Raw genomic sequence first — 25,127 nt, 5'->3', positions numbered from 1 at the left:
TGCAATAGGTCTGCTCGCGACCTTTCACATACACCAGAGGTTATATGACGAAACAGAACTCCACGGAGGGGCGAAAGAAGACAAGATCGCTCCCCGTTACGAAGAGCTAGCACCGCAGAAGTTGCGCTCAAGTCTGATTCGGACTCATTCTCACAGTCAGTCGCGGGGCGAAAACCAACTCAGCGCGGTCCCGACTGCAACTAAAACTGGTCCTGCCGAAACTAAATACCATCTTCTAACCGCTGGCGAAGCACGACTTCCTCTTCATCGCTGAGCCCAGTGAGTCTTTCCCCCTGATGTTCTTCTTCGAATCGCAGCGCATCCGCCAATGTTTCTTTCAACGGGCGAATCCGCAGGCCAGCTTCGTAGGCTGCGGCGCAATCGAGTAGCGCGATGTTGCGAAACTGTTCACCTGGTACCCACAACGGCAACGATTTTGGGCCCATCCACGGGGTTACATCATTAGCGAGAAGCAGTTCATCAGAGCAAGGTCGTTCCGTAGCCTCCGATGCGGTTAACTCACGCGAAATCTTGAACACATCGGACAAGGAAGTAGCAAACCCCGTAGCGTTAAAGGTTCCGAAAGTCCCAACTTCTGCAGACTCAACTATCCAGCCTGCAAGGTCTTTCACATCAATCATAGCGACGGGAAACGCCAGGTCTGGGACGATCACGTTCTCACCCGTGGGATGCGCGAAGCGCCACGGATAGTAACCACTGCGCCCTGTTTCGTCGCCGTAGCCGGCGATCAGACCGGGTCGAACTACCATTACCGACCGATTTGTGCTGCGATAAATAGTTTCGCAAGCAGACTTTGCGGCTGGGTACTGCCCCATGTTCTCCATGTAGTCAATTTCAAGCGGAGCGACTACGGAATCAGACTCAGAAGAAAATACTTCCCTGATTCTCATATACTGAAGTGTCCCAGGTTTTGTTCCGTTTGAGTAGATGGGAAAATCTGGAACGTGCCGAGAAAAATTTTGACCAGGATGCCAAGGATCGTGTGGTCCGTCTCGTGGAAGATCGCATCGTGGCGGAAAATATGTCGATGCACCCCGCGTGCCAGGCAGTAGCTCCAAAGTTGGGGGTTTCATGGCACACGGCTCGTCAATGGACTTAAGCCTGCCCGCCGCGTGGGAAACACCCCAGAACCTGTGCCTGAAGATTTGGCCGCCGAAAACGCGTGGCTACGCCGCGAAAATCAAGAGCTTCGAGATACCAACGAGTTGCTGAAGGCCGCGTCAGCTTTTTTCGCCTCACGACCAGGCCCCAAAACGTTAAGAAATGATCCGGTTCATCGATAAATACCGGGATTGTTTCTCTGTCGAGTTCATCTGCATTGGCATTGAAGAATAACCGGGCTGGTGGGTTCATCACCGCGCGTGGTTATCGCCAGTCCAAAGCCCGAGGGCTTAAGCGCTCGGCGCCTTCGTGACGGTTGTTCTAGTTGAACGCATTGGTGCTGTTCATCGGGATAATTACGGTGTCTACGGCGTGCGGACAAGGACCTGACCCCGGTTTGGTGGACACCTGATATCCAGCCCAGTCGGGCTGGCAAGATTGGTAATCTACCACCATGTCCAGGTACTCCGAACAGTTCAAACGCGATGCTGTGGCTCTCTATGAGAACAATGAGGACCTCTCGCTGAACGCAGCATCAGCAGAGCTCGGTATCAACCGTGCTTCGCTGCATTCTTGGGTCAAGAAGTACGGCACCGGAAAGCGTGCGCGCATTAAAGCTGTGCATGATAAAGCCCAAGCGGCGAATGATTCTGCGCGAATCCGACAGCTGGAAAAGGAAGTCTCTAAGCTGCGCGAAGAACGCGACATCCTGCGTAAGGCCGCGAAATATTTTGCTTAAAGCAACTCACTGGTGATCCGCTTCCAGTTTGTCGATGACCACCGAACCGAGTACTCGGTTAAGCGGATGTGTCACGTGTTAAAGCTCAATCGCTCCTCGTTTTATAAATGGGTGCAAACCCGTGAAAAGCGCAGGTTAAAGATGTGTTCCGATGCCGCTATTGGTGCAAGGATCACAACCATCTTCGATGATGAGCATGGTCTTTACGGTGCTAAACGCATCGCTGCAAGCCTCAACGACGATACGGACTTCGGCCCGATAAATCACAAGAAGGTCGCACGCATCATGAAATCCATGGGACTTCAAAGGCTTTACCAAGCGCCGCCGATGTGTCACTACTAGGCGCAAGCCTGGCCACCGTGTCATGCCGGACTTAGTAGGCCGTACATTCACCGCCAACGAGCCGAATCGTGTGTATGTCGGCGACATTACCTACCTGCCGTGTAAGGGAGGTAAGAACATGTATTTGGCTACAGTCAGTGACACTTACTCACGGAAACTTGCAGGTTATGCACTCGCAGACCACATGCGGGTCTCACTGGTCATCGATGCCCTAGCCCACGCACACGACGTGCGCGGCAGTCTTGACGGGGCTATTTTCCATTCTGATCACGGCAGCGTGTACACCTCACAAACCTTTAGGAACTACTGCTCGTCGTTAGGTGTCCACCAGTCCATGGGAGCGGTGGGAACTAGTGCTGATAACGCTCTGGCAGAATCGTTTAACGCCACCTTAAAACGTGAAGTGCTACGTGATCGGAAAGTCTTTGACAATCCCATTATCTGCCGGCAGGAAGTCTTCCGGTGGTGCATGCGCTACAACACGCGCCGGCGACACTCCTGGTGCAACCTTCTAGCTCCCGATGACTTCGAAGCACTCACATCAGCTACACTGACCAAAGCAGCATAGCTAACCCCGACGTGTCCACTGTCCGGGGGTCGGGCCCCAATGTGGCATGCACTTCACCGTGACGGAATCGACATCGGTCGCGAACAAACCGCCCGGCTGATGCGCCTGGCTGGTGTTTCTGGCACAGGCAAAGGCGGATCACCTACCACAACCCGTACACCTCAACGTGCCGGATCTGCGCCCGGATTTGGTCGAGCGTGAGTTCAAAGCCAAGGGCCTTAAACAGGCTGTGGGTGGCCGACATTACGTATGTTCGTACGAAGAAAGGCTTTGTGTACACCGCGTTTGTCACTGACGTTTACTCCCGGCGGATCGTCGGATGGGCATTATCGGACTCGATGCGCACTTCAGGCATTACCGCTGCAAGCACTCAACCAAGCGATTGTGAGCGCGAGGGAAACAACAGGCCTTATTCACCATTCGGATCACGGCTTATAGTACGTCAGCATTGTCTACAACGAGCGCCTTTCCCAACACGGGATCACTGCTTCTACTGGGACAGTTGGCGACTCCTATGACAATGCTCTAGCTGAAAACGTTAACGGCTCCTACAAGAGGCGAGCTGATCCATACTCGCAGGTGGAATGACGTTATCGAGGTAGAAATCGCCACATTTGAGTGGGTGTCATGGTGGAACGAGGTAAGGCTCCACCAAAGCCTGGGATACCGAACCCCAGCCGAGGTGGAAACCGAATTGTGGAAAAAGAACCCGCAACAGGGAATAATAGAAATCAAGGCAAATGCCTAGGAACAAAACTCGGGACACTTCACTACTATTATTTACAGACTGAAACCTCTATCTGGTACAAGGATCTAGTTCATGACCATTTCCTCACTTCTTACCCTGATGGGGATTTGGCTCGCGGCTTTGGTGTCTCCGGGCCCGGATATCGTGCAGGTCATCCGCGTGGCCCCACGATCCACGCGCGCCGGGCTATTGTGCGCGGTGGGGGTATTTAGCGGGACGGTCTTTTGGATCGTTGCCTCCCTGGCCGGTTTATCGGCGCTGATTACGGCGCGGCCGGGCGTGCTGAGCATTTTGCAATTGCTCGGTGGGCTTTTCTTGCTGTACATGGGCGTATCGTCCCTGCGCAGCGGGTTAGCCGCGCGGCGCGCGCCCGCCTACGAGGTGGACACGGAAGACTATGCGGACCAGGCGCGGGCGGCTGGCGATGCCGATGTCGAAGACAAGACCAACTGGCGGGCCTTCAAGCTGGGGTTAGTGACTAACCTGTCGAACCCCAAGGCTTTGGTGTTTTTCGGTGCGGTATTCGCCCAATTCATCCGCCCAGATATGTCCGTGGGGTGGACTATCGCGGTGGCGTTAATCCTCGCGGTCATGTCCTTCGTGTGGTTTTCCGCCTTTGCGCTGCTCGTGCGCGCGGCCGCGCGGTGGACGGCGCGGTATTCCGCCGGCATCGATATTGTCTCAGGCCTCGTCTTTGGCCTGCTCGGTGTGGTGATGGCCGGGGAGGGCGCCACCGCGCTGCTGAAGTCACAGTAGTTACCTGTTTCGCTGCAGGTGAGACACTTCCTACAGTTGTACGCGTTAGTAAAAATGCATACGAATGTGGAGGTGTTAGGTGGCTATAGGCGCCCTTATGACCCTGATGGGTATATGGTTCGCGGCCATGGCTTCGCCGGGGCCAGATGTGGTGCAGATTATCCGCCTAGGTGCGCGTTCCACCCGCGCGGCAGTGTGGGTGGCCATTGGCAGCACGACGGGCCTTGCCCTGTGGACCATCGCTTCGCTCGCGGGGCTTTCGGCATTGATCTCTACACATGAGGGCATTTTGGTGCTCCTGCAGGTCCTCGGCGGCAGCTATCTGCTGTGGATGGCCTATAGCGCGATTTCCTCCGGTCTGCGGGAGCGGCGTGCACCAGCCACCGTCGTGGGCACAGAGAAGCAGGCACCACAACCGCGCGGGTTTACCCCGGACGGCATCATCAAGGCGAAGACGGCCTACCGCATGGGATTAATCTGTGACCTTTCAAACCCCAAGGTGGTCATCTTCTTTGGAGCCATCTTTGCCAATTTCATCGACCCAGGCATGGGGGTGGGCGGAAACGTCGTCGTCGCCGCGGTACTGGTGCTGGAAAGCTTGGTTCTCTTCGTTGGCGTCGGTCTGAGCACGCGCGCGGTATCGAAGTGGATGGCCAAGAACTCGGCGTGGGTGGACATTGTCAGTGGCATCGTCTTCCTGCTCCTCGGCGTGGTTATCCTCTTTGAAGGCATTCGCGGGCTCATTGCGATGTAGCCTGAAGTTATGATTTTTACTACCACGAATACCGTCGACGGCTATGAAATCACCAAATACCTGCGCATCATCGCTGGTGAGACCGTTACCGGTATCAATATGCTCAAAGACTTAGGGGCATCGATACGCAATATCACCGGCGGTCGCGCCTCTGGCTATGAAAGCGAAGCCATCAAGGCCCGCGAGGCGGCGCTGGATGAATTGTGGCGCCGCGGCCAGGAATTGGGCGCTGATGGCGTGGTGGGCATCGCCTTCGACTATTCCCCAATGGGCACCAATAATGACATGCTCTTGGTCACCGCTACGGGCACGGCGGTCTCGCTGCGCGCGCGTGACTAAGCCCTTGCACCCCACCCATAGCCGCGCGGGAACGGGCTCTGGGTAAGCTGGGCGGCATGCTTGAGGTTGCAATTTCTGGCGAGTCCATCAAATTGGGCCAGTTTATTAAATTGGCCAGCTTGGTCGGCACCGGTGGTGAAGCCAAGGAACTTATCGCAGAAGGCGCCGTCACGGTCAATGGTGAAACCGAAACCCGCCGTGGCGCCACGCTGCAGATTGGCGATGAGGTGTGCATCGAAGGTACCTGCGCGCGCGTGGGCGAGCCCGATGATGAAGATGACTATTTTGATGAAGCCACCGCAGACGATGACTTTGATCCGGAAAAGTGGAGGAATCTATAAATGCCCGCATTTGAAGCCGAAGTAGGCATGCCCTACTGGATCGATCTGACCACCTCGGATCCGCGCAAGTCCGCCCACTTTTATGAGCAGGTCTTGGGCTGGGAAGTCTCGGCCGAGACCCAGGAGGAAAACCCCTATCAGATGGCGCGCCTGCAGGGCCTGCCTATTGCTGGGCTCATCCCGCAGCCGGACGAAGCACCCATGCCGGATACGTGGGTGACCTATTTCCTCTCCAAGGACATCGACGGCGATTGCCAGCGCACGGAGAACCTCGGCGGGCGCATCTTGGCCGCGCCCCAGCCCGTAGAACTGGGCCACATGGCCTTGCTTGCCGATGCCGCCGGTGGCATGTTCGGCCTCATCCAGCCCTCCGGCCCCGAGCACTTCGTTGCCGGTGGCGAACCCGGCACCCCGGTATGGCACGAACTGACCGCTACGACGCGATTCCAGCAGGCCATGGACTTTTATGGCGAGTTATTTAACTGGGAGATTCGCGCCATGGAGTCCGAGGACGAGAATTTCATTTACGCCACCGCGGAAGAAGACGGCGCCCCGTTCGCGGGCCTGTGGAATGCCGAAGGCCAGTTCCCGCCCCAGGTACTGAGCTTCTGGCAGACCTACCTAGGGGTGCGCGATATCGATGAAGCCGCCAAGAAAGCGGTAGAGCTCGGCGGTGAAATCATCCGCGAACCGTGGGATTCCCCTTTCGGGCGCATGTGCCTGCTCGCGGATTCCACCGGCGCGACTGTCACCCTGACTGAGGTGGAAGACGCGCCCAAGGATGAGCCCACCGAATCAGACGACGTGCTCAACCCCACCAGGGACTAAGCGCGGGGGGAAGAGGCGTTTTATGTCAGACTCCTCTGATTTGGCACAGCGCGTGCTAGCCATCGTGGCCGTTATCCCGGCCGGCAATGTGTCCTCCTACGGGGAGGTGGCAAAACTCGCCGGGTGCGGGGCCCGCAATGTCGGCACCGTGATGAATAGGGACGGCGGTAACGCCGCCTGGTGGCGCGTGGTCCGCGCCAATGGTGCCTCCCACGATCCCGTTCGCGCGGAAGAATACTGGGACCGCGAGGGCATCGAGCATTCTCACGGGCGCGTCGCCATGCATAAGCACGGCATGGATGCGCGGGACCTAGCGGTATTGATGCGATAGATAGTGCAGTAGGAAAACTTTTTGCAGTTATAGACTGCGCTGCAGCACCTCTCCAGCTACGCTATATGCGTTATGAAAAAATTAGCTATTGGTTCTCTCGTTACCGCACTTTCCTTCGTGACCATTCCTGCTGCCCAAGCGGTCAGCCTCGATCCCCGATCCGTGCCTGATCGTACGCAAATCACCGTTAGGCACGATTCCGGCGCCACCGTTTCTACCGCCAATAGCCACGAGTCCCGTCCGGCGCTGTCCTTGAGCAAGCTCTATCTGGGATATTGGGTGCTCAAGTATGGTTCTGCCGCCGATAAGGACCAAGTGGAAAATATGATTCGCTACAGCGACGATAACGTGGCCAGCGACCTGGACCGCCGCTACCCGCAGGCCATTCCCAGCATCATCCAGGAATTCGGGCTGAGCGAGACTCACTACACCGGCTACTGGGGAACCACGAAGACCTCGAGCGAAGATGTCGCGCGGTTTACTGCCGAGATCCAGAACGATCCCATCGCGGCGCCCATTTTCGCGGGAATGGCTACCGCCGCTCCCGTGGCTGCGGATGGATACCGCCAGGATTTCGGCACCGATCACATTCCCGGAGTATGGGGCACCAAATTCGGCTGGTCTGATGATCGCACCATCCACGCCTCCGTATCTACTGGGCATGGGTTTACCGTAGCCGCCAACACGTACGGCGATGCGCAGACCCATACCGCGGATGTCACGCGCGGTGTCAACAATGCCCCAGTCGGCGGATCCAGTGAGGCCATCGGCGAGCGCATTGAAAACGACCTCAACCTGCAAGGACCTGCGCAGCAGGCGCTTCGCGATGCCACCCGCACCGCGGCCGACCTTGAGCGCCAAGCGTGCGCAAACGTTAATCAAGCCCTAGCACAGGTAAGCCAGGTGCGGGTGTGCCAATAAGCGCCGAGGGACTGGTTTTTAGATCAGGTTCCAGACGGTCACGGCCATGATGACAAGGCCCATGCCGAAGACGAAGTAATTCCAGATATCGTTTTTGAACTGGGAATAGTCATCGACCTTTTTAAACATGTAGACCGGCACCAGATAGACCAAGAATGCCACAAAGATGCCGCCAACCACCGAAATCATGTCCATGATGGAGGGGTTGAAGACGGCGACGAGGGTCGTTGCCACGAATACGATGACATAGATGGTGTTGAGCAGTGCGCGGCGCGAGAGCTTATTGGCCATGCGGGGCACGGCAATGCGCAGTAGATATTCTGTACCTTCCTCGGAACCAAGCATGTGTCCAAAGTAGGAAGAAATGATTGCACACATGGTAATAAGCGGTGCCATATAACCAATGAATGGCGTGCCCGTGACGTTGGCGAAATAAGACAGCACCGGGATGTTTTGATCGACCGCCTCCTTCATTCCGTCCGCGCCAAGTGCGAGAACGCAGGACCAGACGAAGAACATGGTAAATACCACGAGCATTGCAGCGGTATAGAGCTCTACGCGGGAGACGAACTTCTCCGTCTTCTTGCCGTAGGCCGGCTGCACGTCGACGGAGAACTGCGATAGCGCGGCCATGTGGGAAAAGGAAAAGACCAGCACCGGCAGGATAAGCAGGATGCCCTTAAGGATTCCCCAGAGGCCGCCTTCGTATTCAACGTTGAGGAAGCTTTCGAAATCCCACTTGGGGATCAAATAAATGGAGGTTGCCGCCAGGGCGACGATGAGCGGGTAGACCAGCATCTGGGCCAGCCACAGCATGGGGCGGCGGCCGATGGCAAAAAGGCCCGTCATAACGCCCACGCAGGCAATGGACAATATCCACCGATTGATGCTCGGCCCGCCGAGCTGGTTGACGATGAAGCTATCGACCACATTGGTAATGCTGATGCCGTAAATGAGCACCGTCGGCACGATGGCTAGCCAATACAAGACGGCGATGAAAAGGCCACTATTGCGGCCAAGGTAGTAGCGCACCAGCTCCAGGACATCTTTACCGTGTTGTTCTTGTGGCGCGCCGCTGACTATGCGGGCGTAGGTCCGGTGGGAAAAATACACCAACGGGAAGATGAATACGGTGGCAAAGATGAGCGGCCAAAATCCGAAGGCGCCTGCGTTGAGCGGCAAGAAGAGGATGCCGGCACCAACACCGGTGCCAAAAAGCGCGATGACCCAAGACAGGGTGGAGCCCACCGCCTTTTGCCGGTTGACTTCCTCTGCGGAATTTGTTGGAGCTGCCCCCTTGGTACTTTCCGTGCTGTCATCCGTGCGGGACTCGTGGGTTGGGGCATTCATGAAGGTCCTCAGTCCTTAAAATGGAGGATTAGTGGCAAAAGCGCCTTGTAGAAAGTGTAGCGAAGCCCACTACCAACATGTGCTTTAAACCACATATTTATGCGACTGGGGTGGGTTCCAGAAGGCTTAGGCGTCCAAAGCAACCGCGTTTCACCGAAAATCGGGAGAAATTTTTGCGGAATGCGGTTGTCTTGGACAATTTTGGGAGAACAAGCACGCTGGGCATTAGCGCGTGAAGACTAGCGCGTCCTCCGCAGTGCTGTGGCTATAGCTGTCATCGTTGTTGGCGTATTTATTGCCGCGCAGTATGAGCCAGATGCTCAGCGGGTACAAGATGATTGCCACGGAAAGGGCTTGGATGACGGCCGCGGTATCGGAATCGTGCAGGTAATTCCAGCCAAAGTGCAGGAGAAAGGATACCGCGAGGCAGCCGAGAGCCACGCCGATGCGCCACCAGAGCGGTTTGGCCGCAGCGTAGAGAGCCCAGCCGATGCCCCAACCGGCTAGGGCCGTGAGCAAGACGTGCAGGCCAGGGCCAGCGATAAGGCGCAGGCCCCACATCTGTACGAGCCCAACGAAATCGCTATCCGGGTGAGTGGTAGCGCCCATGGAGCCGTAGAGGATGTTTTCATTGGCTTCAAAGCCTAGGCCAACGACGGCGCCGACCATCCACCCGTGCCAGGGGCGGTTGAGTTGGCGGAAGGACATCAGGACGAATAAAACACCTGCGGCCTTGGAAATCTCTTCAGGATAGGCACCACTCCATGACATGAAGGAATCGACCCACCCGGAATTGATGGCGAGCTGCATGACCGGTGTGGAGCTTATAGCCGCCAAGCTAATGGCCATGCCAGAACCCCATAAAAAGGCAAGTGGTGCCCATACGCGCGCCGGGCGCGCCCACATGGGGCTCAGCTGCAATACCGCGATGACAATTGCCACAAGAACCGTTGCGATGAGGATGCTGATAATGCCCATCAGCGGTGAGATCAATAGGGTGATGACCGTCTGGGAGATAAAACCGATAAGTCCCAGGCCGGAGAAAATCCACAGCGCGGTGCGAAAAAGTTTAGACATTTATACCAAGGCCTTTCCAGAAAACTCCGCGATATCAGCAGTGAATTCTTCTGGTAGTTCCTCTTGCCCAAAGGCTTTCCAGATGCGTTCAGTGGTCGTGCGCGTTGCCGCGGAATCTCCGGTGACGGTGACCACCCAGTCCTTATTCTCGTCCGCACCGGTGCCGTTGATGGAGATGGCGGCGGTGGAGGAGGGGGCATCGGCAAGCGCGAGGGCACCATATTTTCCTTCATATACCTCGCCCTCTGGAAGGCCCGGAGCCATGCCATAGGCTCGGACCATACGGCGCAGGGTGTGCTCGTCGTCGTCAGTATCTTCCACGATGACCGCCTGCACGGAGGCGTCACCGCAGGTCCAGCCAACGCTAGCCAGCGAAGTATAGTCGCGCTCGCAGTACAGATCGGACACGGTAATATCCCAGTCCTGGCTGGGATCAGATAGGGTTACCTGCTCCACATCGGCGTGGTGTGGCGGTAGCACCGCGTGGACGATGGCGGGCAAGGCAAGGACCAACGTCACAAAGGCAAGGACAGCGATAAATAGGACGCGCGGCCGGGCTGGTGGAAAGCGGAATTTTTCCATAGTCCATACCTTAACTGGAAGGTTTGGCCTACAGTGGCAACCATGAAAGATCTTTATCAATTAGTCAATGGACCTTGGGTAGAAAATCACGTTGTCCCAGATGACCGCGGTGTGGATGGCACCTTCCACGCCCTGCGCGATGAAGCAGAAGAACTAGTTCATGACATCGTTAAAGACAACGATGGTCGCCCCGGCAAGCTGTATGCATCCTTCATGGATACCGCGGGCGTCAACAATGCCGGCATGGCCCCGCTGGATGCGGACCTTGACCGCCTGAGTGCGGCCGATCCCACGGAATTGGCGCACCGCTTGGGCGAGCTCGAGCGCGAGGGCGTGGGGGCGCCGGCGACGTTTTGGGTAGAAAAGGATTCCGGCTCGGAAGAGGCCGTTGCCTATATCGTGCAATCCGGGCTGGGCCTGCCGGATGAGGCCTACTACCGCGAAGAAGCGCACGCAGAAACGCTGGCCGCCTACGAAAAGCACGTGGCGGAGATGCTGGGCTTTATCGAGCCCACCCGCCTATTTGGCCTCGGCACCGAGGTAGCCGCCGAGCGCATCGTCAGCTTGGAAAAAGAACTGGCGGCAGGCCACTGGGACGTGGTTTCTACCCGCGATGCGGTAAAGACCAATAACCCGTGCGAATTTTCTGAGCTGCCTTCCATCACCCAAGCCTTGCTCGCTGGTGGAAAGCTGCCGGAGCACCGCGTGGTCAATATGATGCCGTCCTACCTGGAGCACCTGGAAAAGCTCTTTACCGCTGACCGCATGGCCGATTGGCAGCTGTGGGCTACCTGGCACATTCTGCGCTCCCGCGCGGCCCTCTTGCCGGAAGAAGTAGGCGCCAAGAACTTCGAGTTCTATGGCACCCGCCTTTCTGGTGCCACCCAGCAGCGCGACCGCTGGAAGCGCGCGGTGGGCCTGGCAGAAAGCCTGGTAGGAGAGGAAATTGGCAAAGAGTTCGTAGACGCGCACTTCCCAGAATCCTCCAAGCGCGAGATGGATGAGCTGGTGGACTACCTCATCGCCGCCTACCGCGAGCGCATTTCCCAGTTGGAGTGGATGACCCCGCAGACCCGCGAGCGCGCCCTAGAAAAGCTTTCCCAGTTCAAGGCCAAGATTGGTTTCCCCGATACCTGGCGTGATTACTCCGGGCTGGAGATTTCTGACCAGGGAGCGGATCTGATTGCCAATGCCCGCGCCGGGTCCGCCTTTTCCCACGACTATGAGCTGGCAAAGATTGGCAAACCCGCCAACCGCGATGAGTGGGTCACCACTCCGCAGACCGTGAATGCTTTCTATAACCCGGTGGTCAATGACATCACCTTCCCGGCCGCCATCCTGCGCCCGCCGTTTTATAACCCTGATGCGGATGCCGCAGAGAACTTCGGCGCCATTGGTTCTGTCATCGGGCACGAAATCGGGCATGGCTTTGATGACCAGGGCTCGCAATTCGATGGCCAGGGCAACCTGAACTCCTGGTGGTCCGATGAAGACCGCGCGGACTTTGAGGCGCTTACGGCAAAGCTGGTGGAGCAATTCGATGGCCAGGTCCCCACGGTGCTGAAGGAGGCTGGCACCGAATCCGCCGGCGTCAACGGCAAATTCACCTTGGGCGAAAACATCGGTGACCTGGGCGGACTGGGCATTTCCGTGGTGGCTTACAAGAACTACTGCGCTGATAAGGGCATTGACCTGCTTGGCCAAGAAGAAGAATTTGTGGTTGATGGCGCCGAGCCGGAATTGGCCGAGCACACCTACAATGGCCTGCAGCGCTTCTTCTTGTCCTGGGCCCGCGTCTGGCGCACGGCCATCCGCCCGGAGATGGCGACCCAGTACCTGGCCATTGACCCGCACTCGCCCGCGGAGTTCCGCTGCAACCTCATCGCCGCGAATATCGCTGAGTTCTACGAGGCCTTCGACGTAGACAAAGACTCCGCAATGTACCTGGCCCCAGAGGACCGGGTGACCATCTGGTAAATCAGTTCTTCCCCGAGCCGGCCTTGTGCGCGTTATGTACACGCGTAGGCTCGGGGATATGACTGATGCACACGATAAAGATCCCCACCGGCCGCTAGAGCCTGGCCAAGAATGGCGCATCGGCGGGCAAGACCGCCAGATGAGCGAAGAAGAGCAGCTAGAGCAGCTAGTTTCTTATATCGACGCCCATTATGAGACGCCGGATTTCCGCCCGCCCTGGGCCGGCGGTGGTTCGCCGGAGGCAGACCAGTATTGCGCACTGCTGCCAGACCGCATCACCCACGCCGCCATGATGGTTTTGGGCACCGGGGTTAATCACGCGCTTCCAGGCACGGCGTTTACAGACGGCATTACCGTAGAATCAGCCGAGGTCGGCACCATTTTCCGTCCGTCCGAGCCCACCGGCCGGTGGGCGGTATCACTGCATTCCGGTGGCTGGTGGCGCGGCGATGGCAAGGCACTGGAAATGCAGTGGCGCCCCGAGGTCGCCGCCGCCGCGCAGCTTTCCGGCACCACGATCATTGACGTGGATTATCCGCTCGCGCCGAAACATACGGTTAAAGACATGGTTACGGCGGTCGACCGCGCCATTGATTACGCCCGCGAGCAGGGCGCCTCCCACGTCACCACGTGGGGATATTCTTCTGGCGGCGCGTTAGCAGCACTCGCGCCTGCCGATGCCCTCTTGCTCACCTTCCCCGACTTCGGTGCCCTGGCCAACTTGCCGGAGGATTACCGCGGGGGCTATGAACTGCCCGCGCAATTCCCCGAGACCTTCGTGCAGACCGCGACCGAGGACGAGATAGCCGATCGCGTCCGCATCCCCCAGGCTAAAGAGCGCGATTACGTCTCCACCCACCGCGTGTCCACCCCGGCCGTGGCGCGCCAGCGCGTGCAGGACGCCGCCGATTTTTTGCGCGGTGAGCTGACGCAATAAAACCGGCTGCGGCTGGCTGCACAGCTAGGGGGTGGTTGCTATTGCTCGCCCTCTGGCCGGATCTTCATCTCGGATTCTTTCCACAGTCCAGAACGAGTAACGTCCTCATAATCGATCTCTGCCTTGGCCGGGGTATTGCCCTGTGAATCGGTACGCAATTCGTACTTTTCAATGGCACCCCAGTCGCGGGCCCAATCGTTATTGAGGTAGCTCGGGATTTCGTAGGAGTAGTTCACCGCTTCCGCAGTGGACATAGCACCGCCGCCAGAGAAGGATTGGAAATCCGTCAGGGAGGTCTGCGCCGCCGCATCTGGGAGGATGCGATACTCCGGAATCTCGGTTACGCCGGCGTAGTGGTCAAAGGTGCGCTGGCAAGGGAACTGCAGAGCCACTGACCAGTCCAAGAGTGCGGGTTTTTCCGCAGGGAACTGGTTATTGATGGTGTCTAGTTCCGGCACGCGCGGCGGGGTGAAGGCTAGCCAGTCGTCTTCATCGGTGGAATCATCCTCGGCCACTAGGCGCACGACATTGGCTTCTTCCGGCAATTTATCCATGGGCAGGCGCAGGTTGCGCCACTTGGGGGTGGCGCCGACATCGGAAAGCTCTTCTTCTCCCTTATCGGTGACCTTGCCATTCTCATCAATGGTGCCGTATTCCAAGGTGAGCTCCATGCCCTCTTGTTCCACATCATTGACATCGTGGTGATAAATCTTGCCTGCGGCACTGACAGCCAGAACCGGGGTATTTTCCGTGGTCTCCGGAAGGTGATACCACTTCGTGGTTACCTGGGACAGCGACTCTTGGCTTTCAGTGTAGGAGCCCAAGACTGGCACAGTGGTGTAGTCCAAGTTGAAGGGCAGGTGCATGGTCGAGCCATTGACGCCCTGCGTGCCGCGGACACCGCCTTCAGAAGTATCGGTGCTTTCTGAAGCCTTCTTCCCAGCGCGGCGGGTCTCCTGCGAATCAGAAGAATCCCCGCCGGATTCCTTATCCGTACCAGCGGTGGCATCGTCTTGGCTGGTGGAGTCGGAATCTTGGGAGCTATCTCCAATAGCACCCACAGAAGCAGAATCTTGATCCTCAGGCTCGATGGATTCGGGGATATTATTTGGCCCGAATCCATTGCTGGTTTCATCCTTATCTACCAAGGAATCGCCCAAGTCACCATCTACTGGGGTGAGGAAGGAGTCATTGGTATTGGTTTCTACCAAGGTTTCATTTGCCAGCGAGCAGGTATCACCGCGCAAGGATGCAAGGTTGCCCTTGCCCACTGAGTAGGAATCCGCCTGGGCGACGGTGGACTTGGCAAAGGAAGCCATCGAAAAAGCCACCACAATGGCGCAGGCTACAGCGATGGGCGCGGACATGATGCCGGCCGAGCGCGATACCTTCGCGGCGGCTTCTTGCTTGAATTCTTTTTCCGTGCCTTCCTCTTGGGCCTGCAATTTGCGATGGCTGTGGCGCAAGGATTGCACTACGCCGATCGCGAGAACGACCAAGGAGATGGCGAGCAGGATCGAGTTGGCCTCAACGCCCTTCAACTGCACCGTGCGATCCCACCACGGGATGCCGAAGGAGGATACATACCACCATGCATTCCAACCCGCGAAGGAGATGGCGAGCAAAAAGAGCACCGCGGCGATGCTAAAGGTGCGGGCGCGCGGGGAGCGCAACGCAAACCGGGATAGCACTACGGCAGCCAGCGCAGCGATCACCCCAGCAACACCGGCATAGATACCAAAGTGGTGCGTCCACTTGGTCGGGGTGAACATGAGGAAGAACATCGACAGCGCCACGATGATGAGCAGGCGCTGGGTGGGGCCGACTGCGGCACCAATAACGCGGCGATCCTTGATAAACGCAGCCAGGATGAGCACCAAGCAAAACAGCATGGTGAGTACGGCGAAGCGGCGGGTCAGCGAGCCATCCACGGATTCTTGGAAGAGCGTGGAATAACGGGCGTATTCGGAATACCACGGCAGCGACGGGCCGACCTCCGAGCGCACCCGGGTGGATTCGGCAACGCTGGCCAAGGTTTGATCCCCAAAGGCGGCGACGATGATGGCAGTGCCGGAGGCCAAAAATGGGGCAACCAGGCTAAGCCAACCGGTAGCGCCGCCGCCCATGGCGGGCACGCGCGCGGCCATGGCACGGAATAGGTGTGGCAGGCTCACGAGGAATACACCGACCGCAAAAAGGCCAGTGGGGCCAGCGGCGAGCGTAATCGTGGCAGCGATGGTGCCCACGGCGGCCGGCAGCAACCGGTGGGTGGCAATGGCGCGCTCAAAGGATGCCCACGTCACCATCACGCCTAAAGCCACGATTGGCTCTGGGCGGGTGCCGTTGTTATACGGCAGCCAGAAGGCCAGGAACATCAGTGCGGCGGTCCAGTGGCTGACGCGGCGGGCATCGACGATGTCCCCAAAGCGCGGCAGCATTTCCCGCGAGAGAATGAACCAGATAATCAGGCCCGAAATCAGTCCGGGCAGGCGGACGAAGACTGACGCGGCGGAAATCTGCGAAAGTAGTGCGACGAGGTCATAGTACGGTGAGCCAAATGGCGCCTCCGGCACGCCGTACCACCGGTAGTAGTTGGCCATGTAGGTGGCGTTATCGAAGACGCGGCTCATGGAGAAGATGAAGCCATCGTCAGAGGTATTGGCGCCGAAGATGTACCAGAAGCCCAAGACTGCGGCGACGACGCCATCAAGGGGGCGAATCTTCTTCCACGTCTCTGGCATGAAGCGCAGCTTTTGCCCATCAAGGCGGTCAATGCGCCACAGGCAGAATAGCGAGACAATCATCATGGCGACGCCGAGCCACATCGCGATGGACTTAATCAGAGAGGGAGAAGAAGTAAACCGCGAGTTGATATCGACGTGGATATTCAGCCCGTCATCGACCAAGCTTTGCACATTGGCATCATCTTTGAGCTCGGTATACACACCGGTGACCTGTGGGCGTAGGTCATCCTCGGTGGCCTTTTTGTGCTTGCCGACGCTGACGGTGGTGCCGTCACCGGTGGCGGAGATGTGCAGCTGGGCGTCATCGGAAAGCTGCGCTACTTCTTTAGCGCTTAAGGTCAGCAGGACCTCATCGAGCGAGACCACAGACAGGCCGTCATCGCCGGAGCGGACAAATAGGCCGCGGTTTGAGGCCTTCTTAGACTCGGGTGGGACGGTGCTGTAGACCATGTTTTGGCCATCGCGGAGCTCATCCACCGCGGACATGGGGATGGTGGCCTCCAGGTTTTCTGGCGCCACGGAGATAAGCGGTGCATTGATAGATTGCAGCGAATCATTCTGCGGCCAATCAAAGGAAGACTGGGTTTGGTTCACTGGCAATAGCGGGGTGGCTATAAAACACAGGAAACCAATTAACCCGGCGATGATCGCGGTCCAGCGCAGCCCGGCAGGGGCTGTGGCGATACTTAGCCCAGAGGGGCGTGCTTCTTTTGATTTCGTTTTAAGGCTATCTGACACGGCGATTAGTGTACGTCAGTCTGGCCCAAGTTCCAGTGTGCACGCCCCGATAACCCCGGGGAAGTGTGGGTAAACTTACTGGGTTCGCACCGCCGTTACGAATGGACCCGTTTGCTCCAGCTCCCAGCCTTCCGCAAAGACCTCGGGGTTGAAGAAGACTGCGCGGTAGCGAATATTTGGCTGATTAGGATAGATATCTTCAGCCAAGTGCACCTTGAATCCATCATCTTTGTTGTCGAGGTCACCGCGGAAGATGATGGCATCCGGCCCGCGCCACGGTGCGGAATCGAGGGATTTTTGGAACTCTGCAGGAGTAGAGTCCCACGATTCATCCGCCCATGCTTCAATCTGGTCATTGCGGTGCTTGAATTCCCCGAGGGGATTAGCATAGTGGCTGGTAAAGGCATTAAAGCCCCAGTACGGGTAGTAGGCCATGAAGGTTTTTTCATCCGTGAGGACTACCGTTTCGTTGGCCGTATTGCCCTTATCCTGGATGAAGTTGTGGATATCCAGATAATAATGAGCGGAATCGCTGGTAAAGCGATCCGCGCGCTCGCCGTAACCATCGGTATCGCTGTAGGCGTAGTCGATTGCATCCTCATTTTCCTCTGGGATCTGCTGGGCATAAAAAACACCCGCCAGCGTCAAAATGAGACCAAAGACGGCGGTCAGGCGCTTATTGCCCGCGCTGGAAAAGCTGGCGGGGTATAGCCGGTGGATGCCGACGGTGCGCACTTCCCCTAGGGCGAGAATGCCAGCGGTGGCAAATAGCAGCACCACGATGACCTCGAGGCGGAAGCTCAGCAGCGTGGTGCCGGCTAGCGTCACCACCATGGATAGGACGATCCACCCATAGATGCCGATGAGGGCAAGGCCGAGCGCGCGCATCTCCGCGTTCTTCAGGCGCATGACGATATAAACCAAGCCGACTAGGCAAAGGAATCCGATGATGCTCAAAGACAAGAAGGGTACCGGAATCTGCGTGCCTTCTTCCGGCAGGTAGTGCTGCGCGGTGGTTTGCAACGGTGCGGTCGAGTGCAGCACGCTCCAGAGATAGGGGGCCCATGCGATCAGCGCGATGGCTATAGAGATAACCGCGATGATGATAAGGCGGACGATGGGGCGCCACGTGCGCTCATAGAATGCGGTAAATACTGCAATGAGGCTCACGACGGTAAGCGCTGCCGCACCAGTAAATAGCGTGTAGAAAGTGGCAGAAATGCCCAGGTATAGGGCCACCGCCAGGGTGGACAAGCGCGATCCCTGGAAAGCCCTAGCGCTCAAGACCGCAATGGCTGGGATACCCATGGCGATGACGGCAGAGTACGGCTCTTCCGCCGCAATGGTCAGCGTGATGGCGGTGGTGGTAAGCGCAATGGCGGTTCCCACCGGCAGGGATTTTGTGAGGTGCTGCCAGATGGGAACGAGGATGCAGCCTGCTACCGCAATGGAAATCAGCGACCAGGGCTGGTAGACCTCCCAGCCCGGGACGCCGAGCAACGAGCCGAGGCGCCCGCCTAACCAGAACCAGCCCACGGGGTAGAAGGTGGGCATGTCCAGGTAGTTCATATCCGCATAGCCCATTTGATCCACCGAGCGGGTAAGGAACTGGGTGCGGAATGCCTGGTCCACCTGCACGCCATCGAGCCAGAGGCGGGAGGCAGAAAGCGGCAGGCCGATGGATGCGAGGGTTAAAAGAGCCGGTGATAGGTAGGTCACCGCATACGTTACCCACGTGCGCCACCGCGGCCTGGAGAAAGTCTCCTTGTAATGGTCATAAATCCACCACGCGCTAAACCCACCCGCTAGCGCCAAGGTGATGACAACGCCGACGGTAGATAGCGCGCGGGTGACCATGGAGGTATTAAAGGACGGCAGGGATACCGCCTTGAAGGCATACCAACCAAGGAGGGTGACGATGCCGCCGCCGAGGGCGGAAAAGAAGATACCCAGCAGGGTAGAGCGGTGGGGTAGCGCATCTGCGTGATACGCGGTGGTGTGTTTCTTCTCGCTCACTGGAGCTGGTTGGGAAGGCGTAGCTGGGCTTGTCATGCCCTTTAGTTTCGCATACCTTAATCACTCTTCTGGGATTAGGCGCGGTGTGAGCTGTGGCTTATTAACTAACAAAGCGCGCAGGGCGGAGGGCCTTTTAAGGGCCCTGCGTACCCTGCGCGCTACTCCCTGTGTGCTACCCACTGTGCGCTACTCACTGTGCCCTGCAGTTCGCAGGGCACAGTGGAAACGGTTAGAACGGCAGCTTGCGGAAGATGGGCTGCGGAATGAACTTGAATGCTAGCGAGACGTACTTAAACAGCGGGTGGACGTAGATGGACTGCTTGCCATCCAGCACCGCCTGCACGGTAGCCTTGGCCACGTCAGAGACATTAACGGTCAGCGGGGCATCGCCGGCTTCGGCTGACATCTTGGTGCGAACCTGGCCCGGGCGAACGACGAGCACGTTGGCACCGGAGCCGCGTAGCGCTTCATCCAAGTTGATGTAGAAACCATCCACGCCGGCCTTGGAGGCGCCGTAGACAAAGTTGGAGCGGCGCACGCGCATGCCCGCTACAGAGGACATAGCCACGATGGTGCCGTGACCCTGGTGCTTGAACTTTTCGGCCAACAGCACGCCGAAGGATACGGGCGCGGTGTAGTTAGTCTGGGCAGAAGCCACGGCCTTATCGTGGTTTTGCCACAGCTCTTCCTGGTCCCCCAGGGTGCCAAAGGCCACGATGGCGATATCGACATCGCCGCGCTCCCAGGCCTTCTCGATGACCGCCGGGTGCGAGTCAAAGTCCGTGGCATCAAAGTCCACGACCTCGACATCCGCGCCGCGGGCCTCTAGGTCAGCCTGCGCCTTTTCGATGCGCGGGGACTGGGCGCGGGCAGCCAGGGTGACCTTGGCAGGGCCGCGCTCAAGGAACTCAGCGACGACGCCGAGGCCGATTTCAGAGGTACCGCCCAAAAGCAGGATGTGTTGGGCTTGGCCTACTGCATTAAGCATGGTTTAAAAAGTCTCCTTCATGAGGGTGGTGATGAGTCCAGTGATTAGTGCAGCTCGAGGCGGCGGGACATATCGGAGGCAAAGACCCCGGTGGGGTCGATGTCATTGCGGGTCTTGAGCCAGCCTTCTAGGCCCGGGTACATCTGGTGGAAGTTCTCGGCAGAGGTGCGCGATTCCTTAGCCAAGTACAGGCGGCCGCCAAACTCCATGACGCGGCGATCCAGGTCATCGAGAAGCTCGCCCAAGCCCGGGCGGATGGGGAAGTCAACGCAGACGTTCCAGCCCGGCATCGGGTACGACAGTGGCGCGCGGTTGCCTTCGCCGAAGAGCTTGAATACGTTCAGCGCGGAGTAGTGGCCGGAGCGCTGGATATCGCGAATGATCTCCTTGAACGGCTCCACGGCCTCCGTGGGAACGACGAACTGGTACTGCAGGAAGCCCTTGGAACCATAGCCGCGGTTCCACTCACCAATGAGATCAAGCGGCTGGTAGAACTGCGTCAAGTTCTTTACCTGGTTCTTCGCCGGCGCGCCCATGGTGTAGTAAGCCAAGCCCACAGCAGACAGGCTGAGCTTATTCAGCGTCCAAGACGGGAAGATATCCGGCACTGTCATCAGCTGCGGCGCGTTGAACTTCAGCGGATCCTTCGCCAGCTTGGGGGCCAATTCCTCGAGCTGCGCCAAGGTGGCCAGGGAGCCGCGGGAAATGGTGGAGCGGCCTAGCTTCGGCTCTGGGGAGATGACATCGAACCATGCAGAGGAGTAGGTGTAATTGTGCTCCGAACCATCCGAGTGGAAGGCAATGGTTTCTTCCAGGTTATCGGTGCGATCCGTATCCGCGATGAAGTAGGCGGTTTCCGTCTTGGTCATGCGGATGGTAGCGCGCAGGATGATGCCGGTAAGGCCCATGCCGCCGATGGTGGCCCAGAAGAGGTCACCGCTCGGGTCATCCTCGCTGCCTTCTGGGGTGAGGTGGAGAACGCGGCCATCAGCAACCAGCAGCTCGATGGAGACCACATGGTTGCCAAAGGAACCGGCGGAGTGGTGGTTCTTGCCGTGGATATCGGGGCCGATGGCGCCGCCGATGGTGACCTGGCGGGTGCCCGGCAGGACCGGAACCCACAGGCCATAGGGCAGCGCGGCCTTCATGAGTTGGTCAAGGGTGACGCCACCATCGACATCAACAAGCGCGGACTCCGGGTCAATGGAGTGGATCTTGTTCAGCTTTTGCATGTCGATGACCAGGCCGCCGCCATTTTGGGCGGGGTCACCATAGGAGCGTCCCATGCCGCGCGCGATGACGCCGCGGCGCAGGTGGGCGGGCTTGTCCGAGTTATCGACCGCGACCTGTGCCACTGCATTCTTGATGACGTCCACGTCTTCCGTGGACAGCACATGGGCGGTCGTGGGGGCGGTGCGGCCCCAGCCGTGCAGGGACTTTTCGGTGGTATGTAGTTCCATCTCTTACTCTTTGCTCGACGGATTGTATCGATGTACCAGCCTACCTAGCTCATAGTGCGGTGGCTGGAGTGACGTTCGTGATATTTAAAACATCGTGGGCACACAGACTGCCCCGAATGCGGCGCTTTAGAGATCCATGATCTCGCGGATTTCTTCCGGTAGCCCTGCTAGGGACTCAATCGTGGGCCCTTCGTAGGTTCCTAAAATCTCGTACACCCGACGCCGCGAAGTGGAATCCAAAATCGGCATTTCCTCTGCTAAAAGGCGCGTCATAAAGGGGCTGAGCGGCAGATTGGTGTGCTCTGTTGCTTCAAAGTGCCCGTTGCGCTTATCGTCCTCGGCCCGCTCATCCTGAGCGGCTTGCTGGGCGGGGGTCATATGCTCTGTCTTTTCCGAGTACATGCGCAATAGCTTACCGCCGCTTAGAGTGGTCGCTATGACAAACAACCGCGAAGCAGCAGAAGAATCCCGCGATAATTACGCCCTCGATGACACCTTGGCTGGGCGCATCACCCAAGCGGCCGCCCAAGGTATCGTCACCTCTTACCCGGACTGGATTAAATCCAAAAAGGGACTTATTACCGCCTACGTTTTGTCCACGATTGGTTTTGGCGCATTGGTGGCCTATACCAATGCCCAGGCCGAAGAGGACGGCGATGAACCACGCTCCCCGCAGGAATTTGCGGATAAGGGTCTTAAGCTCTGGGCCATTTTGGCAGCGGTGCTTATCCTAGTGGGCCTTGCTCTATGGGCCGATGTAGCCGTGTCCCGCAAGGTGGTGTCTTTCCTGCGGAAGCGCGGTGTCAAGCGCCCGTGGACGCTGTTGGGAGCAATCGGAGCGGCAACTACATTTATCATCAGTGGGATGGAAGCGCGAGATATAGAAAAACTGGCTTCTTAAAATTTGCGTATGGTGGGGCCCATGAATGCAGGGGTCACCGATATTTCACAGGCACGGGCTCGTCGTGCCGACCCGCTGCTGTCATTAAAGCGGGAACCGCTCACCGTCATCTGCCAAGCCTCCAATATCCGTGCGGATGGGGAAGTCCACCGCCAAATTGGTTTTAGCGATGCGCTTACCTTGCATGAGCTGCAGAAAGTACTGCACATCTGTTTCGGTCTGCCAGATGAAAACTCCCCGTGGCATTTTTACGAGCACAGTGATGCCCGCGGCCCGCGCCTTGACCCAGAGCGCCAGGCATCCGAATTCCTCTGGCGCGAGGGCGACCAGATCGATTTTGTCTGGGGCCTCTGGGACTTTGAGCTGGTGGTCGCGGAAATCTATCCCCGCGATAATGGCACCCCCAACGCACTGTGCGTGGGTGGCTCGGGTAATCTCTTTGCGCCCTTTGAACTTACTGCGGTGAACCGGGAATTGACCGGTGAAAAGATCACCGATGAAGTCCTGGCCAAGGTTAAACCACAGGTAAGGGCGCTCATCGAACGCACTAAGCTCTATGACTTTGTTCCCCTCTTACAAGCCATGGACTTAAACCGCGGAAGTGATCTACCGGCGGCCACCGCCGAGGCACTGGCCAGCCTGCCGCGCGAGGTCACCAATGAGGGCAAAGATGCTTTTTGGTCCATGGCTTTGGCTATATCCTGCATGGGCGGTGAGGAGCTGACCGATTCCGTGGTGGAAACCACCATGGATGCCTTGGGCTGGGTCAATGATGATGGCAATACCTTGAAAGGCGCGGAGATTCGCGCGCTGTGCGATGCCTCCTTGGACCAGCTATCCCAGATTGGTGCCTACGGTAAGGACGCCGCCGCGCCGGTGTACCGCCTAGACATGTACCGCGCGCTGCTGCGCGGGTAAGCTAACTGCCTGTGACTAATCCACTTGAAGATGCTGCAGAAGTAAAGCGCCCCTCCAGCTCTTTGAAGCAGCAGTTGGTGCGATTTATTGCGGTAGGCGTCTTTGCCGCCGTCATTGATTATGGGCTGACGCTGTTATTGACCCATTTAGGTCTGCACCGCTCTGGGGCGAAGGCGATTGGTTGGGTCTTTGGCACCATCGCTGCCTATCTGGCCAATGCGCGCTGGACCTTTGGCACGAAGGTGTCCGGCCGCACGGCCGTGACCGTGGGCGTGTTATACGTATCCACCTTTGCCGTGCAGAATTTCTTGTACTGGGTACTCAATGAGCCGCTGATTTCCTTAGGCTTTGAAGGCGCGGTGAAAGACACCATCGCCTTCGTCATTGCCCAGGGCGTGGCGACGGTGACCAACTTTGCCATCCAGCGTGTCTTTATCTTTAAAGAAAAGTAGGCCTGCGGCGCCTTAGGAGCGATTTCCGGGGCGGCGGAAATCCTCGCGGCGCCCGCGGTTGTGCAGCTTGAGCCACTCCAGGAATCCAGCCGGATCGTGGCGTTGGACCAAGAAGAACCAGCCAAAGCGGGCAAATTCCTGGGGCAAAAGCTTGCGCATGCCGCGTTGCCACAGCAGGTAGCCACGGTTGCGGTAGGTGAAATAGCGCTTGAACTCGCCCTCCGGGTACTGGGTATGCATCTTTCCGCCCAAGATGGGCTTGAATTCATCCGAGCCATCCGGGTGCAGGTAGCTGGTGGTCAAAGCTGTGCCGAAGGACAGCCCGGAGTTGACCAGGCGGCGGTGGTATTCCACCTCATCGCCGCGGATGAAAAGGCGATAATCCGGCACGCCGATGGTCTGCATCGCCGCGGCGGAAATCAGGGCGCCATTAAACAGGGAGGCGATCCCGGGCAAGAAGTCTCCTTCCAGCTCCTCCATGCGGCGGCGCCACACCAGCCCTTGGCGCAGCGGGAAGGCCAAGCGGCCGGGATCGTCGATATTGCACACGGCAGGTGAGACCTCGTGCAGGTTATTATTTCCTGCCACGCGGTAGAGCTCTTCTAATACGCCGTAATCGGCGGGGCGGCCATCATCATCGGCGCACCACACGGCATCGGCGCCGAGTGATAGCGCGGTAAGGAAACCGAGGGCGAAACCGCCCGCACCACCCAGGTTGGTCTTGGACGGCACGTAGACCGCGCGATCGCCTGCCAGGGATTCCACCGCGTCACGGACCGCATCCTCGGCGCCATTATCCACCACGATAACCCACTGCACGGGGTGGGTTTGGTTGACTACCTTTTCGAGCGAGGCGCGCAGCAATTCCGCGCGCTGGTGGGTGACAATGACGGCAGCGGTGGTACCGGTGGAATCAAGGGTGGCAGTCATGCGTTCCATCTTGCCACCGGGGAATGGATCTGCCGCGGATAAACACTCGGGCCCGACCCCCGAAAAGTGGACACATCGGGGGCTAGCTATGCTGCTGTGGTCAGTATAGCCGAAGTCTCGGTTTCAAAGACATCAGGCGCTACGAGATTGCACCAGGAGTGCCGCCGGCGCGTGTTATAGCGCATGCACCACCGGAAGACCTCTTGGCGACAGGTAATTGGGTTGTCAAAGACTTTCCGATCACGTAGCACTTCACGTTTTAAGGTGG

Annotated in this window: 26 protein-coding genes and 1 pseudogene; 16 read left to right on the top strand and 11 right to left on the bottom strand. The window is 58.1% G+C overall.

The genetic code is table 11. From position 1 onward, the window contains the following. Positions 1-221: 221 nt before the first annotated feature. Positions 222-911, bottom strand: coding sequence for a Rossmann-fold NAD(P)-binding domain-containing protein (locus ABRP95_RS07515; RefSeq protein WP_237792276.1), 690 nt, complete (start codon positions 909-911; stop codon positions 222-224). An 8-nt stretch (positions 912-919) separates the two neighbouring features. On the opposite strand from ABRP95_RS07515, the gene ABRP95_RS07510 reads away from it, so the two are divergent. After that, positions 920-1,120, top strand: coding sequence for a hypothetical protein (locus ABRP95_RS07510; RefSeq protein WP_349839169.1), 201 nt, complete (start codon positions 920-922; stop codon positions 1,118-1,120). On the opposite strand, the gene ABRP95_RS07505 is transcribed toward ABRP95_RS07510, so the two are convergent. Next, positions 1,117-1,377, bottom strand: a complete 261-nt coding sequence (locus ABRP95_RS07505; protein WP_349839168.1) for a hypothetical protein — start codon at positions 1,375-1,377, stop codon at positions 1,117-1,119. The genes ABRP95_RS07510 and ABRP95_RS07505 overlap by 4 nt on opposite strands. A 199-nt stretch (positions 1,378-1,576) precedes the next feature. On the opposite strand from ABRP95_RS07505, the pseudogene ABRP95_RS07500 reads away from it, so the two are divergent. The 10 genes and pseudogenes from ABRP95_RS07500 to ABRP95_RS07460 all read left to right on the top strand — a co-directional run bounded on the left by ABRP95_RS07500 (position 1,577) and on the right by ABRP95_RS07460 (position 7,789). Then, a pseudogene (locus ABRP95_RS07500) lies at positions 1,577-2,771 on the top strand (IS3 family transposase). Between the two features lie 197 nt (positions 2,772-2,968). After that, the gene (locus tag ABRP95_RS12090) at positions 2,969-3,289 is read left to right on the top strand and encodes a DDE-type integrase/transposase/recombinase (protein ID WP_502880366.1); all 321 of its coding nucleotides are present in this window, start codon (positions 2,969-2,971) and stop codon (positions 3,287-3,289) included. Positions 3,290-3,300: 11 nt separating this feature from the next. Then, complete coding sequence (locus ABRP95_RS12085) at positions 3,301-3,519, top strand: integrase core domain-containing protein (RefSeq protein WP_349865592.1); 219 nt, start codon at positions 3,301-3,303, stop codon at positions 3,517-3,519. A gap of 72 nt (positions 3,520-3,591) precedes the next feature. Beyond that, the gene (locus ABRP95_RS07490; protein WP_349839167.1) at positions 3,592-4,275 is read left to right on the top strand and encodes a LysE family translocator; all 684 of its coding nucleotides are present in this window, start codon (positions 3,592-3,594) and stop codon (positions 4,273-4,275) included. A 97-nt stretch (positions 4,276-4,372) separates the two neighbouring features. Beyond that, entirely contained in the window at positions 4,373-5,029 is a 657-nt protein-coding gene (locus ABRP95_RS07485) for a LysE family translocator (RefSeq protein ID WP_234457176.1), read from the top strand. Between the two features lie 9 nt (positions 5,030-5,038). Then, positions 5,039-5,368: a YbjQ family protein gene (locus tag ABRP95_RS07480; RefSeq protein WP_200440534.1), complete on the top strand. Its 330-nt coding sequence runs from the start codon at positions 5,039-5,041 to the stop codon at positions 5,366-5,368. Positions 5,369-5,424: 56 nt separating this feature from the next. Next, entirely contained in the window at positions 5,425-5,709 is a 285-nt protein-coding gene (locus ABRP95_RS07475; RefSeq protein ID WP_349839166.1) for an RNA-binding S4 domain-containing protein, read from the top strand. Next, positions 5,710-6,537 carry a VOC family protein gene (locus ABRP95_RS07470; RefSeq protein ID WP_349839165.1) on the top strand — a complete coding sequence of 276 codons (828 nt, stop codon included), beginning with the start codon at positions 5,710-5,712 and terminating at the stop codon, positions 6,535-6,537. A 22-nt stretch (positions 6,538-6,559) separates the two neighbouring features. Further along, on the top strand, positions 6,560-6,868 hold the full coding sequence (locus tag ABRP95_RS07465) for an MGMT family protein (RefSeq protein ID WP_349839164.1): 309 nt from the start codon (positions 6,560-6,562) through the stop codon (positions 6,866-6,868). 72 nt (positions 6,869-6,940) lie between these two features. Beyond that, positions 6,941-7,789: a hypothetical protein gene (locus ABRP95_RS07460; RefSeq protein WP_296090121.1), complete on the top strand. Its 849-nt coding sequence runs from the start codon at positions 6,941-6,943 to the stop codon at positions 7,787-7,789. An 18-nt stretch (positions 7,790-7,807) separates the two neighbouring features. On the opposite strand, the gene ABRP95_RS07455 is transcribed toward ABRP95_RS07460, so the two are convergent. The 3 genes from ABRP95_RS07455 to ABRP95_RS07445 form a co-directional block, all read right to left on the bottom strand. Continuing rightward, a complete protein-coding gene (locus ABRP95_RS07455) occupies positions 7,808-9,139 on the bottom strand; it encodes an SLC5/6 family protein (protein ID WP_284771120.1) in 1,332 nt (443 codons plus the stop codon). Between the two features lie 225 nt (positions 9,140-9,364). Next, complete coding sequence (locus ABRP95_RS07450) at positions 9,365-10,216, bottom strand: PrsW family intramembrane metalloprotease (RefSeq protein WP_284783317.1); 852 nt, start codon at positions 10,214-10,216, stop codon at positions 9,365-9,367. Further along, positions 10,217-10,798: a hypothetical protein gene (locus ABRP95_RS07445; protein WP_284783318.1), complete on the bottom strand. Its 582-nt coding sequence runs from the start codon at positions 10,796-10,798 to the stop codon at positions 10,217-10,219. Between the two features lie 42 nt (positions 10,799-10,840). Between ABRP95_RS07445 and ABRP95_RS07440 the strand changes: the two genes are divergently transcribed. Together ABRP95_RS07440 and ABRP95_RS07435 are read left to right on the top strand one after the other, a co-directional pair. Further along, positions 10,841-12,775: a M13 family metallopeptidase gene (locus ABRP95_RS07440; protein ID WP_349839163.1), complete on the top strand. Its 1,935-nt coding sequence runs from the start codon at positions 10,841-10,843 to the stop codon at positions 12,773-12,775. Between the two features lie 58 nt (positions 12,776-12,833). Continuing rightward, positions 12,834-13,712, top strand: coding sequence for an alpha/beta hydrolase (locus tag ABRP95_RS07435; protein WP_284784906.1), 879 nt, complete (start codon positions 12,834-12,836; stop codon positions 13,710-13,712). Positions 13,713-13,750: 38 nt separating this feature from the next. Here the strand turns inward: ABRP95_RS07435 and ABRP95_RS07430 are convergent, their stop codons facing one another. The 5 genes from ABRP95_RS07430 to ABRP95_RS07410 all read right to left on the bottom strand — a co-directional run bounded on the left by ABRP95_RS07430 (position 13,751) and on the right by ABRP95_RS07410 (position 22,060). Further along, entirely contained in the window at positions 13,751-17,194 is a 3,444-nt protein-coding gene (locus ABRP95_RS07430; RefSeq protein WP_349839162.1) for an arabinosyltransferase domain-containing protein, read from the bottom strand. Positions 17,195-17,269: 75 nt separating this feature from the next. Continuing rightward, on the bottom strand, positions 17,270-19,246 hold the full coding sequence (locus tag ABRP95_RS07425) for a galactan 5-O-arabinofuranosyltransferase (protein WP_349839161.1): 1,977 nt from the start codon (positions 19,244-19,246) through the stop codon (positions 17,270-17,272). Positions 19,247-19,439: 193 nt separating this feature from the next. Next, positions 19,440-20,198, bottom strand: coding sequence for a decaprenylphospho-beta-D-erythro-pentofuranosid-2-ulose 2-reductase (gene dprE2 / locus ABRP95_RS07420; protein WP_284771113.1), 759 nt, complete (start codon positions 20,196-20,198; stop codon positions 19,440-19,442). A 44-nt stretch (positions 20,199-20,242) separates the two neighbouring features. Continuing rightward, complete coding sequence (dprE1, locus tag ABRP95_RS07415) at positions 20,243-21,658, bottom strand: decaprenylphosphoryl-beta-D-ribose oxidase (RefSeq protein WP_349839160.1); 1,416 nt, start codon at positions 21,656-21,658, stop codon at positions 20,243-20,245. Between the two features lie 126 nt (positions 21,659-21,784). After that, positions 21,785-22,060, bottom strand: coding sequence for a hypothetical protein (locus ABRP95_RS07410; protein WP_349839159.1), 276 nt, complete (start codon positions 22,058-22,060; stop codon positions 21,785-21,787). A 34-nt stretch (positions 22,061-22,094) separates the two neighbouring features. On the opposite strand from ABRP95_RS07410, the gene ABRP95_RS07405 reads away from it, so the two are divergent. Genes ABRP95_RS07405 through ABRP95_RS07395 form a run of 3 tightly spaced genes read left to right on the top strand, consistent with a single transcriptional unit; the run spans position 22,095 to position 23,929 of the window. Next, on the top strand, positions 22,095-22,559 hold the full coding sequence (locus ABRP95_RS07405; RefSeq protein ID WP_284771111.1) for a hypothetical protein: 465 nt from the start codon (positions 22,095-22,097) through the stop codon (positions 22,557-22,559). A 9-nt stretch (positions 22,560-22,568) separates the two neighbouring features. Then, positions 22,569-23,477: a plasmid pRiA4b ORF-3 family protein gene (locus ABRP95_RS07400; RefSeq protein WP_284771110.1), complete on the top strand. Its 909-nt coding sequence runs from the start codon at positions 22,569-22,571 to the stop codon at positions 23,475-23,477. Between the two features lie 11 nt (positions 23,478-23,488). Continuing rightward, positions 23,489-23,929 (top strand): GtrA family protein, encoded by a 441-nt coding sequence (locus ABRP95_RS07395; RefSeq protein ID WP_284771109.1) that lies wholly within the window; start codon positions 23,489-23,491, stop codon positions 23,927-23,929. Between the two features lie 12 nt (positions 23,930-23,941). Here the strand turns inward: ABRP95_RS07395 and glfT1 are convergent, their stop codons facing one another. Beyond that, positions 23,942-24,868, bottom strand: a complete 927-nt coding sequence (glfT1, locus tag ABRP95_RS07390; RefSeq protein WP_284771108.1) for a galactofuranosyltransferase GlfT1 — start codon at positions 24,866-24,868, stop codon at positions 23,942-23,944. Between the last annotated feature and the right edge of the window lie 259 nt (positions 24,869-25,127).

Source organism: Corynebacterium sp. KPL2895 (assembly GCF_040225815.1).
Classification (GTDB): domain Bacteria; phylum Actinomycetota; class Actinomycetes; order Mycobacteriales; family Mycobacteriaceae; genus Corynebacterium; species Corynebacterium rhinophilum.
Note: the sequence above shows the minus strand (reverse complement) of the source record. Positions and strands in the feature narration are given on the sequence as shown.

Excerpts from the sequence above, each read along its gene's own strand:
- dprE1 (WP_349839160.1), bottom strand. The coding sequence starts at position 21,658 with ATGGAACTACATACCACCGAAAAGTCCCTGCACGGCTGGGGCCGCACC.
- ABRP95_RS07460 (WP_296090121.1), top strand. The coding sequence starts at position 6,941 with ATGAAAAAATTAGCTATTGGTTCTCTCGTTACCGCACTTTCCTTCGTG.
- ABRP95_RS07400 (WP_284771110.1), top strand. The coding sequence starts at position 22,569 with ATGGTGGGGCCCATGAATGCAGGGGTCACCGATATTTCACAGGCACGG.
- ABRP95_RS07450 (WP_284783317.1), bottom strand. The coding sequence starts at position 10,216 with ATGTCTAAACTTTTTCGCACCGCGCTGTGGATTTTCTCCGGCCTGGGA.
- ABRP95_RS07480 (WP_200440534.1), top strand. The coding sequence starts at position 5,039 with ATGATTTTTACTACCACGAATACCGTCGACGGCTATGAAATCACCAAA.
- ABRP95_RS07490 (WP_349839167.1), top strand. The coding sequence starts at position 3,592 with ATGACCATTTCCTCACTTCTTACCCTGATGGGGATTTGGCTCGCGGCT.
- ABRP95_RS07410 (WP_349839159.1), bottom strand. The coding sequence starts at position 22,060 with ATGTACTCGGAAAAGACAGAGCATATGACCCCCGCCCAGCAAGCCGCT.
- ABRP95_RS07515 (WP_237792276.1), bottom strand. The coding sequence starts at position 911 with ATGAGAATCAGGGAAGTATTTTCTTCTGAGTCTGATTCCGTAGTCGCT.
- ABRP95_RS07425 (WP_349839161.1), bottom strand. The coding sequence starts at position 19,246 with ATGACAAGCCCAGCTACGCCTTCCCAACCAGCTCCAGTGAGCGAGAAG.
- ABRP95_RS07440 (WP_349839163.1), top strand. The coding sequence starts at position 10,841 with ATGAAAGATCTTTATCAATTAGTCAATGGACCTTGGGTAGAAAATCAC.
- ABRP95_RS07475 (WP_349839166.1), top strand. The coding sequence starts at position 5,425 with ATGCTTGAGGTTGCAATTTCTGGCGAGTCCATCAAATTGGGCCAGTTT.
- ABRP95_RS07435 (WP_284784906.1), top strand. The coding sequence starts at position 12,834 with ATGACTGATGCACACGATAAAGATCCCCACCGGCCGCTAGAGCCTGGC.
- ABRP95_RS07445 (WP_284783318.1), bottom strand. The coding sequence starts at position 10,798 with ATGGAAAAATTCCGCTTTCCACCAGCCCGGCCGCGCGTCCTATTTATC.
- dprE2 (WP_284771113.1), bottom strand. The coding sequence starts at position 20,198 with ATGCTTAATGCAGTAGGCCAAGCCCAACACATCCTGCTTTTGGGCGGT.
- ABRP95_RS07470 (WP_349839165.1), top strand. The coding sequence starts at position 5,710 with ATGCCCGCATTTGAAGCCGAAGTAGGCATGCCCTACTGGATCGATCTG.
- glfT1 (WP_284771108.1), bottom strand. The coding sequence starts at position 24,868 with ATGGAACGCATGACTGCCACCCTTGATTCCACCGGTACCACCGCTGCC.
- ABRP95_RS07405 (WP_284771111.1), top strand. The coding sequence starts at position 22,095 with ATGACAAACAACCGCGAAGCAGCAGAAGAATCCCGCGATAATTACGCC.
- ABRP95_RS07455 (WP_284771120.1), bottom strand. The coding sequence starts at position 9,139 with ATGAATGCCCCAACCCACGAGTCCCGCACGGATGACAGCACGGAAAGT.
- ABRP95_RS07485 (WP_234457176.1), top strand. The coding sequence starts at position 4,373 with ATGACCCTGATGGGTATATGGTTCGCGGCCATGGCTTCGCCGGGGCCA.
- ABRP95_RS07465 (WP_349839164.1), top strand. The coding sequence starts at position 6,560 with ATGTCAGACTCCTCTGATTTGGCACAGCGCGTGCTAGCCATCGTGGCC.